This is a genomic window from Mesorhizobium sp. B1-1-5, from assembly GCF_006443065.1.
GTDB lineage: Bacteria > Pseudomonadota > Alphaproteobacteria > Rhizobiales > Rhizobiaceae > Mesorhizobium.
The window spans coordinates 1-9,989 of record NZ_VFWS01000157.1; the positions used below are offsets into that span (position 1 = coordinate 1).

The window sequence follows — 9,989 nt, forward strand, 5'->3', positions numbered from 1 at the left end:
TCTGCACCGTGGCGTCGTTTCGAAGTCACGGAATGGATTCTATGGTCTGCGCGCGTCGCTTCGCTCCTTGCTCCGCCCTGGAATGACGAAGGGGTAGGCGTTTCGGCCAATCTCCAACGCATGCCGCCTGCCAACGCAAACAGAGCCGACCGTCAAATCCGTGTGCAGTGCAATAGAGGCTTCGGCCCTGATTGCGCTGAATAACATCGTGGGCCGACGCAGCGCGGAATTCGCTCTCTTCAGCTCTAAGACCCGGCTCAAGCTCGCCCTTCAGTAGGGCCCACACTTCGTTGCTGCCCTGCAAATCGCGACGAACCAGGGAACGGATATGCTCGCCGGCGCGGACATGAATGCTGTTATCTGCGGCCATGACCCAATCCACTGTGTTCGTTGAAAATACGAAAACGCCGCAAATATCGCCACAGCGAATTACGATCGATGATACGGGTGACCCGCCAGGATCGTCGCGATCCGGTAAAGCTGCTCGCCCAACATAACGCGCACCAGCTGGTGCGGCCAGGTCAGCGCGCCGAAGGACAGAACAAGGTCGGCCTGCTCGCGCAAGGATCTGTCATGGCCGTCGGCGCCGCCGATGGCGACGACCAGCGCCTTTCGGCCGCCGTCGCGCAACTGGCCAATGCGGGCGGCCAGGTCTTCCGAGGAAAGCGACTTGCCGCGTTCGTCGAGCAGGACGAGAACGGTGCCGGACTGCAATTGGGCCTGCAGCTTCTGGGCTTCCTCGCGGCGGCGCTCGTCGGCGCTCTGTCCGCGGCTCTCGGGGATTTCGACAATGCCGGCAAACTCCAGCCCGACCGCAGGTCCGCTCTTGGCGAAGCGCTCGAAATAGCGGTCGGCGAGTTCTCTCTCAGGGCCGGTCTTCATCCGGCCCACGGCATGAACGGTGATCTTCATCCTCGCCCCGGCGAGCTTGTCCTAACGCGCACCGTGACGGTTCACGGCACGCGGATCAAGGCTCAGTGCAAGGTCTCTTCCTCGAGATCCGGCGCCTGCCACATCTTTTCGAGATTGTAGAATTCGCGGACTTCGGGGCGGAAGACGTGGACGATGATGTCGCCCGAATCGATCAGGACCCAGTCGGCGCTGGCCAGCCCCTCGACGCGCGCATTGCCGAGGCCGGCATCCTTCAGCGCCTTGAGGAGATGATCGGCGACAGCCGAGACATGACGGTGCGATCGGCCTGAGGCGATGACCATATAGTCGCCGAGGCTCGATTTTCCCTGGATGTCGATTGAGACGATGTTTTCGGCCTTGGAGTCTTCCAGACTGGCAAGGACTGTGTCGATGGCGAGGGACGCGGCGTCGTTTCCGCTGATCCCTGCCGGCGAAGGCATGATGTCAGCCTTCTTCCGCAGTGCTGTTCTCAGTGTGTTTCCTTTCCCAACAAGAACAACCAAATCACCAGGCAAATCAGGTGACACCACTTAGATAGGCAGAGTTCCGTTGCAGTTTCAAGACGGGCGCCTTCGAAGCGTGATCTCCGCGCGATGTGGAGGAGGCGCTCCGCCAAGCCGCAAAAGGCGGGAACCGATGCCAGGCGCACGGGTTATCGGCGCATTGACCAACGGGACCCCCGCCATGCCCACCGACCCGCAAAGCGCCCTCATAACCATCCAGGCCGGGCTTGTGCAGCTGAGCACGCTGATCGTCTCCTATTCCTTCTCGGCCGTCGGCGCCGTCATCCTCCTGGTTGTCGGGTATCTCGTGGCCGGGCTTGCCGAGCGCTCGATCTATGCCGGCCTCGGCCACATCCACGGCTTCGATGAGACCTTGCGGCATTTCTTCTCGCAGGTCGTGCGTTACGCCATCCTGATCCTTGTCGTCATCATGGTGCTCGGCCAATTCGGCGTGCAGACCGCCTCCATCATTGCGGCGATAGGCGCTGCCGGCCTGGCCATCGGGCTGGCGCTGCAAGGCACGCTGCAGAACATCGCCGCCGGCATCATGCTTCTGGCGCTCAGGCCCTTCCGCATCGGCGAATATGTCGAGGTCGGCGCGATTGCCGGCACCATCGAGGAGATCGGTCTCTTCGCCACCAAGCTGCGCTCCGTCGACGGTGTCTATGTGATGGCGCCCAACTCGACGCTGTGGAACCAGCCGGTGCGCAATTTCACCCGCAACGGCGTGCGGCGCACCGACGTCACCTTGAGCATCGGCTCGTGGAACGACATCGACCGCGCGCAAAAGACGCTGCTTGCCATCGCAGCCGCCGAAAAGCGCATCCGGCGCGAACCGGCGCCGATCGCCTTCGTGGCCAGTCTCGGCGACACCACCGTTTCGCTCACGTTGCGCTACTGGACGTCGGCCGCCGACTATTTCTCGACCCAGATCGACATGACCAAGCGCGCCAAGCAGGCTTTCGATACCGAGGGCATCTCGATCCCGCTGCCGCCTCCGGAAATGCCGGCGCCGGAGGCGCGCAAGCAGTAGTCTCGCAACAGCGATTTTCAATCTGCCGGCATCCTGAACCGATTTCGAGGTATCTCGGCTATTGCCGTGATTTCGATCTGCAAGTCCGGACGATAGAGGCGCACGATCTCGACGGTTGTCGTCACCGGATAGGGCTCTGAAAAGAACTCCTTGCGGATATCTCCGGACGCCATGAACCGCTCGATATCGGTCGTATACTGGGTCAGCGATACGATATCGGCCATCTCCCCACCGATAGCCGCGAGCACGGCCTTGATGTTTTCGAGGGTTTGCCGGACCTGAACCCGCATGTCGCCCTTCCCGACAATCTGCCCTTCACGGTCAAGCGAAACTTGGCCTTTAAGGTGAACGAATTGCCCGCCCTCATGGATTTTCACCATGGAGAACGCGCCAAAAGGCTTCCACACCGTTGCGGGATTATAGCTCTTCGACATCTCTGATCTTGCTCGAATTTGGGCCAAAAAGTCGCGAAGATGCGCAGCTTGTCAATCTTTGACGTGTCGCTGCTGTTCGTCCGGCGCGAAGGCTAGCTCCACCGGCAAGGGCGTCTGCGCCGACATTGGCGCGAAACTGCCGCTTATGGCCGCGGGTGTCGGCCGGCCCGCCATCACGCGCCACAGCACGAACAGGCAGAAGGCCGCCGCGATGACGATGCCGACATAGATGAAGGTCGCGGTGCCGAAGACGGCGGAAAGCGCCGTCACGATGCCGGGCACGATGAAGCCGGCCAGCGACCAGGCGAACAGCATCGAGCTCGACAGCGCCAGAAGCTCGTCCTTGCCGGCGCGGTCGGCGGCATGCGCGCTGGAGAGCGCATAGATCGATTCCGACGCTCCGTCCCAGATGAGATAGATCACCACCAGCGCCATCAGCGCGCCTCCGTCGAAGACGATGGCGAGCACGCTAGCGATCGTCGCGAGCGCCGCCGCGCCCGCCAGCACGTAGCGACGGTCGGTGCGGTCGGATATCCAGCCGAGCGGAATCTGCAGGATGAGCGTGCCGACTGGCATCGCCGACAACAGCAGCGCGACGTCGGCTTGGCTGTAGCCCTTGGCGGTGGCATGGATCGGCGCGAAGCCGGAGACGATCATCGACAGGCCGCCGACCGCCAGCATGCCGGCGACGCCGACCGGCGAGATGCGCCAGGCGCGGCGAAGCGCCACCGATGCGGCCTGCGGCGCCGGCGGCTGCGCCAGCCGCGTCATGCCGACCGGCAGGATGGAAAGCGCCGTGAAGGTGATGCCGATCAGCGATGCCGCGGCCGTGTGGATATCGATCACGGCGAGCGTCGCGTACCCCACGCCGAGCCCGCCTATATAGGCGACATAGAATACCGCCATCACCCGGCCGCGGATCGAGTTCGGCAACGCATCGTTCAGCCAGCTCTGCGCGACGATGAACAGCCCGCAGATAGCGAAGCCGTAGAGCGCCCTGGCCGCGATCCACAGCAGCGGGATCGGCCCGGCGCCGATCGCCGCGTTGGAAAGCGCGATCAGCGCTGAAAGCACCATGAAGGCGCGCGCGTGACCCACTCGCTTGACGAGCGGCCCGGTCAGGATGCAGCCGGCAAGACCGCCGGCCGAAAGCCCGGTGACGATCAGCCCGGCCCAGGTCGGGTCGAATCCGTCGGCACCGAGGCGCACCGGGATATAGGCGAACATCAGCCCATTGCCGATCGCGATCAGCGCCATCGACACGATGACGCTGGCAATGGCGATAAGCGGCGCCGATTGCGCGGCGCGGGCGGGTTCGGTTGTGGTGGGGTTCTGCTTCAGCATGCTTGTGCAGCTTGGCTTAGCCGCAGGTTAAAAGCCGCCTCAAAAGCGACATGCCGCGCTTCCCCTTCTCCCCTTGTGGGAGAAGGTGGATCGGCGCATAGCGCCGAGACGGATGAGGGGTGTTCCAGCAAAATGAGACGTCTGCATTCCCTGGAACACCCCTCATCCGCCGCCTTCGGCGGCACCTTCTCCCACAAGGGGAGAAGGAGGGCGCCTACCCCTCCGCCGCGTTGCGGAGCGCGGTGGATGACAGCGACGAACGCGGACCGTGGATGAAGGTCCAGGCCGGTGCCGGCATGCGGGCAAGCAGCGGCGCGTCGCCCTCGTCGATACGGGCGTAGTCGAAGGTCTTGGCGACAACCGACGACAGGAAGGAGAGCGTGGCGCCCGGACGATCGATGACCGCGATGGGGAAGGTCAGCACGATCTCGCGCCAGCGCTGCCAGCGGTGGAAGTCGCGCAAACTATCCGCGCCCATGATCCAGACGAAATCGACGCCCGGGTTGCGCGCCTTGACCAAGGCAAGCGTGTCGGCGGTGTAGCGCGCATGCTGCGCCGCCTCGAAAGCGGTGACCTTGATTTTCGGATTCCTGGCGATCTTTTCGGACAGCTTGATGCGCTCGGCGAGCGGCGCCAGTTCCCGCGCGCTTTTCAGCGGATTGCCGGGCGTCACCATCCACCAAAGCTGGTCGAGCGCGAGCCTTCTCAGCGCGATCTCGGCGACCAGCGCATGGCCGGCATGCGGCGGATTGAACGAGCCGCCGAACAGACCGACCGTCAGTCCCCTGGCGGCATGGGGCATGCGGAAGTAGCGGGCGGGGACTGGCTGCTCAGGTTGGGAAAGCATGGTGCTAGGCCCCCCTCTCTGCCCTGCCGGGCATCTCCCCCTCGAGGGGGGAGATTGGCAGCTCGTCCGCAGGCGCAAATCTTACAACGTAGGCGGTTGGTGAAGCCCTATGTGCCAGTTGATCTCCCCCCTCGAGGGGGAGATGGCCGGCAGGCCAGAGGGGGGGGCCTGGGCGCAAGCTTCAACCCTTTAAGGCAAACGACTTCAAGGCCTCACCTGTCCCGATCCGCGCACGCGGTATTTGAACGAGGTGAGTTGCTCGACGCCGACCGGTCCGCGCGCGTGCATCTTGCCGGTGGCGATGCCGATCTCGGCGCCCATGCCGAACTCGCCGCCATCGGCGAACTGCGTCGAGGCATTATGCAAGAGGATCGCCGAGTCGATCTCGTTGAAGAAGCGCTCAACCGCAGCCGTATCGTCGGCGACGATCGCCTCGGTGTGGTGCGAGGAAAACGTCTCGATATGCTCGATCGCGCCGGCGACGCCGTCGACCAGCTTCACCGCGATGATGGCATCGAGATATTCCGTCACCCAGTCGGCATCGGTCGCCGGGCTGGCGTCGGCGAAGACTTTCATCACCTCGGCATCGGCATGGATCTCGCAGCCGGCGGCGCGCAGCGCTTCCAGGATCGGCACCAGATGCGTGGCGGCCACCGCGCGGTCGACCAGCAAGGTCTCGGCAGCGCCGCACACACCGGTGCGCCGCATCTTGGCGTTGACGGCGATCTTCACCGCCATGTCGAGATCGGCCGAGCGGTCGACATAGAGGTGGCAGATGCCTTCCAGATGCGCGAAAACCGGCACGCGCGCCTCGGTCTGCACGCGCCCGACCAGGCTTTTGCCGCCGCGCGGAATGATGACGTCGAGATTGCCGCCGAGACCTTTCAGCATCTCGCCGACGGCGGCACGGTCGGTGGTCGGCACCAGCTGGATAGCGTCCTGCGGTAGGTCGGCGGCCTTCAGCCCCTCGACCATGCAGGCATGGATCGCGGCCGAGGAATTGAGCGAGTCCGAACCGCCGCGCAGGATCACCGGATTGCCCGCCTTGAGGCAAAGCGCGCCGGCGTCCGCCGTCACGTTTGGCCGGCTCTCATAGATGACGCCGATGACGCCGAGCGGCGTGCGCACGCGCTCGATATGGAGCCCGTTCGGCCGGTCCCAGGCGGCAATTGTTTCGCCGACCGGATCCTTGAGCACTGCAATTTCTTGGATACCGTCGGCCATCGCCTTGATGCGCGAGGGATTGAGCTTCAGCCGGTCCATGAACGAACCCGACAGGCCGGCCTCCTCGCCATTCGACGTATCGATGGCGTTGGCGTCGAGAATGGCCTGCTCGTTGCGCAGGATGGCTTCGGCCATGGCAACCAGCGCATCGTTCTTGGCCTTGGCGGAAGCAACGGCCAACGGTCGGGCGGCGGCGCGAGCGCGACGGCCGATATCGGCCATCAGCGCCACGGTGTCTTCGCCGGACTTTTCATGCAGCTTCAGCATGTTTCATCCCTCCGCCCTATCTCTTTATTCCACGCAATCCCGAACGGAAACCGCTTCGCACTTTTCCTGGAATTGCTCTAGTCGTCGGCCAATACTTGGTCGCCGGCAACGCTTACCACAAGGTCGTCGCGATGGATCATCGCCGAACGCGCCTCGTAGCCGAGCACGTTTTCGATCTCGGCCGTCTTCAGGCCTGCGATCCTTACGGCATCGGCGGCATCGTAGGCAACCAGCCCGCGCGCGATCTCGCGGCCCTCCGGAGACAGGATCGCCACCGTGTCGCCGCGCGAGAAATTGCCGCTGACCAGCTTGACCCCGGCAGCCAGCAGCGACTTGCCCGACATGAGCGCGCCCACGGCGCCCGCATCGACGGTGAGCCGTCCGGCCGGCTCGAGCTGCCCGGCGATCCAGGTCTTGTAGCCCTTCACCGGATTGGCGCTCGGCTTGAAAAAGGTCGCGCGCTCGCCGCGTTCGATCGCCATCAGCGGCGACAGCCTTGTGCCGGACGTGATGATCATGGCGGTGCCGGCGGCATTGGCGATCTTGCCGGCATCGAGCTTGGTACGCATGCCGCCGCGCGACAGCTCCGAGGCCGCTGCGCCCGCCATCGCCTCGATATCCGGCGTGATGCGGTCGACCACCGGGATGAACTTCGCTTGCGGGTCCTTGGCCGGCGGCGCCGTGTAGAGCCCGTCAATGTCGGAAAGCAGCACCAACAGATCGGCGCCCATCATCGTCGCCACCCGCGCCGCGAGCCGGTCATTGTCGCCGTAGCGGATTTCCGAGGTCGCCACCGTGTCGTTCTCGTTGATGACCGGCACCGCCTTCATCTTGAGCAGGGTCGAGATCGTCGCGCGCGCGTTGAGGTAGCGGCGACGCTCCTCGGTGTCACCAAGCGTCAAAAGGATCTGGCCCGACTTCAGCCCGTCCTTGCCAAGCGCGTCCGACCAGGCACCGGCAAGCGCGATCTGGCCGACGGCGGCCGCCGCCTGGCTCTCCTCGAGCTTCAGCGCGCGTTTGCCGAGGCCCAGGATAGTGCGCCCGAGCGCGATGGCTCCCGAGGAGACGACAAGCACTTCGGCGCCGGCACCGGCAAGCACCGCGATGTCGTCGGCGAGAGAGGTCAGCCAGTCGCGCTTCAAACCTGTCGCGCGGTCGACGAGCAGCGCCGAACCGATCTTCACTGTGATGCGCCGGTATGATTTCAGCGATTTCATGGGTCTTATCGCCAGCGCGTGTCGACAGGAGCCGGAACGGCGTCGCGCGCTTCCGCGACCACCGCCATCAGCGCGCGCAGCACGGCCTCGACGCCTTCGCCGGTGACGGCCGACAGCAGCATCGGCGCGCGGCCGGCGGCGCGCTTCAGCGAGGCCGCCTTTTTCTTGCGGGCGTCCGCGTCGAGGATGTCGACCTGGCTGAGCGCCACGATTTCGATCTTGTCGGTCAGCCCATTGCCATAGGCATCGAGCTCGGCGCGAACCGTCTTGTAGGCCTTGCCCGGGTTTTCCTCCTGTGCGGAGACGAGGTGGACCAGTACGCGCGTGCGCTCGACATGGCCGAGGAAGCGGTCGCCGATGCCCACCCCCTCATGCGCCCCTTCGATCAGGCCGGGAATGTCGGCGAGCACGAATTCGCGGCCGTCGATGCGGGCAACGCCGAGGCCGGGATAGAGCGTGGTAAACGGATAGTCGGCGATCTTCGGCTTGGCCGCGGTGACGGCGGCAAGAAAGGTCGACTTGCCGGCATTGGGCAGGCCGACCAGGCCGGCGTCGGCGATCAGCTTGAGCCGGAGCCAGATGCTCAGCTCCTCGCCCGGCAGGCCGGGATTGGCGCGCCGCGGCGCCTGGTTGGTCGAGGTCTTGAAATGCTGGTTGCCGAAGCCGCCATTGCCGCCCTTGGCAAGCAGGAAGCGCTGGCCGACGACGGTCAGGTCGCAGATCAGCGTCTCATTGTCCTCGGCAAAGATCTGCGTGCCGGCCGGCACTTTCAGCGTGATGTCGGCGCCCTTGGCCCCTGTCATGTTGCGGCCCATGCCGTGCATCCCGGTCTTGGCCTTGAAATGCTGCTGGTAGCGATAGTCGATCAGCGTGTTCAGCCCGTCGACCGCTTCCGCCCACACATCGCCGCCGCGGCCGCCATCGCCGCCGTCGGGCCCGCCGAACTCGATGAATTTTTCACGCCGGAACGACACCGAACCGGCACCGCCATCGCCGGAACGGATGTAAACCTTGGCTTGGTCGAGGAATTTCATCGTTTCAAGTTTCTGCTATTGCACTTGCGGGATTGCTCTAAACCAAGGCAGGGCCGAGGGCGAGGCCGATTTGCGACTAAAGCGCCGGATGCCCTTTCGGCGCGCACGCGGTAGCACTGGCGGGGACTGAAGGGGCGCGGGAATGAAGATCGTTTCCTACAACATCCAGTACGGCATCGGCCTCGACCACAAATACGATGTCGGGCGCATCGCCGAGGCCGTGCGCGGCGCCGACGTGATCGCGCTGCAGGAAGTGACCCGCAACAACCCGCGCAACGGCGACCGCGACATGGTGGCCGAGATCAGCGAGGCGCTGCCCGATTATTTTGCCGCCTATGGCAGCAATTTCGAGGTCAATATCGGCTCGCGGCTGGAGAACGGCCGCGCCATCTCGACTTCCTTCCAGCTCGGCAACATGGTGCTGTCGAGGACGCCCATTCATTTGTCGCGCAACCTCCTTTTGCCGCGCAGCCGCAGCCTCGAGGCCATGAACTTCCAGCGCGGCGCGCTCGAGGCGCTGATCGAGACGCCGCTCGGCTTCATCCGCTTCTATTCCACCCATCTCGACCACCGCAGCCCGGTCGAGCGCCAGAGCCAGATCCGCTTCCTGCGCCAGCGCCTCTTGAACTATGCGCTCGAAGGCGGCGGCCTGTCGGGCATTCCCGAGATCGGCCTGCCGGATCTGCCCTATCCGGAAGCCTTCATCGTCATGGGCGACTTCAACATGCTGCCGGGCTCCCCCGAATATGTCGAACTCGCCGGCCGCCCGGACCATGAGTTCGGCATGCCGCTGACCGCCGATCTTGCCGTCGACGTCACCCAGCGCCTTGCCGTCGCCGACCTCGTCACCTGGGTCGACCCCGACCGCCCCGACGACAAAAGCCGCCACAAATGCATCGACTACATCTTCACCAGCGCCTCGCTGGCCAGATCGCTGAAGCGTCTATGGTCCGACCGGGACGCCGTCGGCTCCGACCACCTGCCGCTCTGGGCCGAGCTGGGTTGAATTCTGAACTCCCCCTCATCCGGCCGCTACGCGGCCACCTTCTCCCCGAGGGGAGAAGAGATTGGCGCCGGCGCTTACCTGCTCCTCTCCTCTTGGGGAGAGGTCGGATTGCCCCGAATTGCCCTTCGCAATTCGGTTGGCAATCCGGGTGAGGGGGCGCTTGCCCAG

General features: G+C 64.6%; 10 protein-coding genes. 2 read left to right on the plus strand and 8 right to left on the minus strand.

Annotated elements, in window-relative coordinates:
- Window positions 1-429: 429 nt before the first annotated feature.
- Together rlmH and rsfS are read right to left on the minus strand one after the other, a co-directional pair.
- Window positions 430-912 (minus strand): 23S rRNA (pseudouridine(1915)-N(3))-methyltransferase RlmH, encoded by a 483-nt coding sequence (rlmH, locus tag FJ980_RS27545; RefSeq protein WP_140546819.1) that lies wholly within the window; start codon window positions 910-912, stop codon window positions 430-432.
- Window positions 913-974: 62 nt separating this feature from the next.
- Complete coding sequence (rsfS, locus tag FJ980_RS27550; protein ID WP_095767215.1) at window positions 975-1,352, minus strand: ribosome silencing factor; 378 nt, start codon at window positions 1,350-1,352, stop codon at window positions 975-977.
- 244 nt (window positions 1,353-1,596) lie between these two features.
- Between rsfS and FJ980_RS27555 the strand changes: the two genes are divergently transcribed.
- Entirely contained in the window at window positions 1,597-2,448 is an 852-nt protein-coding gene (locus FJ980_RS27555) for a mechanosensitive ion channel domain-containing protein (RefSeq protein WP_140546820.1), read from the plus strand.
- Window positions 2,449-2,465: 17 nt separating this feature from the next.
- Here the strand turns inward: FJ980_RS27555 and FJ980_RS27560 are convergent, their stop codons facing one another.
- The 6 genes from FJ980_RS27560 to obgE all read right to left on the minus strand — a co-directional run bounded on the left by FJ980_RS27560 (window position 2,466) and on the right by obgE (window position 8,815).
- The gene (locus FJ980_RS27560) at window positions 2,466-2,882 is read right to left on the minus strand and encodes a RidA family protein (RefSeq protein ID WP_140546821.1); all 417 of its coding nucleotides are present in this window, start codon (window positions 2,880-2,882) and stop codon (window positions 2,466-2,468) included.
- Window positions 2,883-2,933: 51 nt separating this feature from the next.
- The gene (locus tag FJ980_RS27565; RefSeq protein ID WP_140546822.1) at window positions 2,934-4,226 is read right to left on the minus strand and encodes an MFS transporter; all 1,293 of its coding nucleotides are present in this window, start codon (window positions 4,224-4,226) and stop codon (window positions 2,934-2,936) included.
- A gap of 214 nt (window positions 4,227-4,440) precedes the next feature.
- Window positions 4,441-5,028: a nicotinate-nucleotide adenylyltransferase gene (locus FJ980_RS27570; RefSeq protein WP_140546827.1), complete on the minus strand. Its 588-nt coding sequence runs from the start codon at window positions 5,026-5,028 to the stop codon at window positions 4,441-4,443.
- A gap of 249 nt (window positions 5,029-5,277) precedes the next feature.
- A complete protein-coding gene (locus tag FJ980_RS27580; protein ID WP_140546823.1) occupies window positions 5,278-6,564 on the minus strand; it encodes a glutamate-5-semialdehyde dehydrogenase in 1,287 nt (428 codons plus the stop codon).
- Between the two features lie 77 nt (window positions 6,565-6,641).
- Window positions 6,642-7,781: a glutamate 5-kinase gene (gene proB, locus FJ980_RS27585; RefSeq protein WP_140546824.1), complete on the minus strand. Its 1,140-nt coding sequence runs from the start codon at window positions 7,779-7,781 to the stop codon at window positions 6,642-6,644.
- Window positions 7,782-7,786: 5 nt separating this feature from the next.
- The gene (gene obgE, locus FJ980_RS27590) at window positions 7,787-8,815 is read right to left on the minus strand and encodes a GTPase ObgE (RefSeq protein WP_140546825.1); all 1,029 of its coding nucleotides are present in this window, start codon (window positions 8,813-8,815) and stop codon (window positions 7,787-7,789) included.
- A gap of 142 nt (window positions 8,816-8,957) precedes the next feature.
- On the opposite strand from obgE, the gene FJ980_RS27595 reads away from it, so the two are divergent.
- Window positions 8,958-9,821, plus strand: a complete 864-nt coding sequence (locus tag FJ980_RS27595) for an endonuclease/exonuclease/phosphatase family protein (protein WP_140546826.1) — start codon at window positions 8,958-8,960, stop codon at window positions 9,819-9,821.
- The last annotated feature ends 168 nt before the right edge of the window (window positions 9,822-9,989 follow it).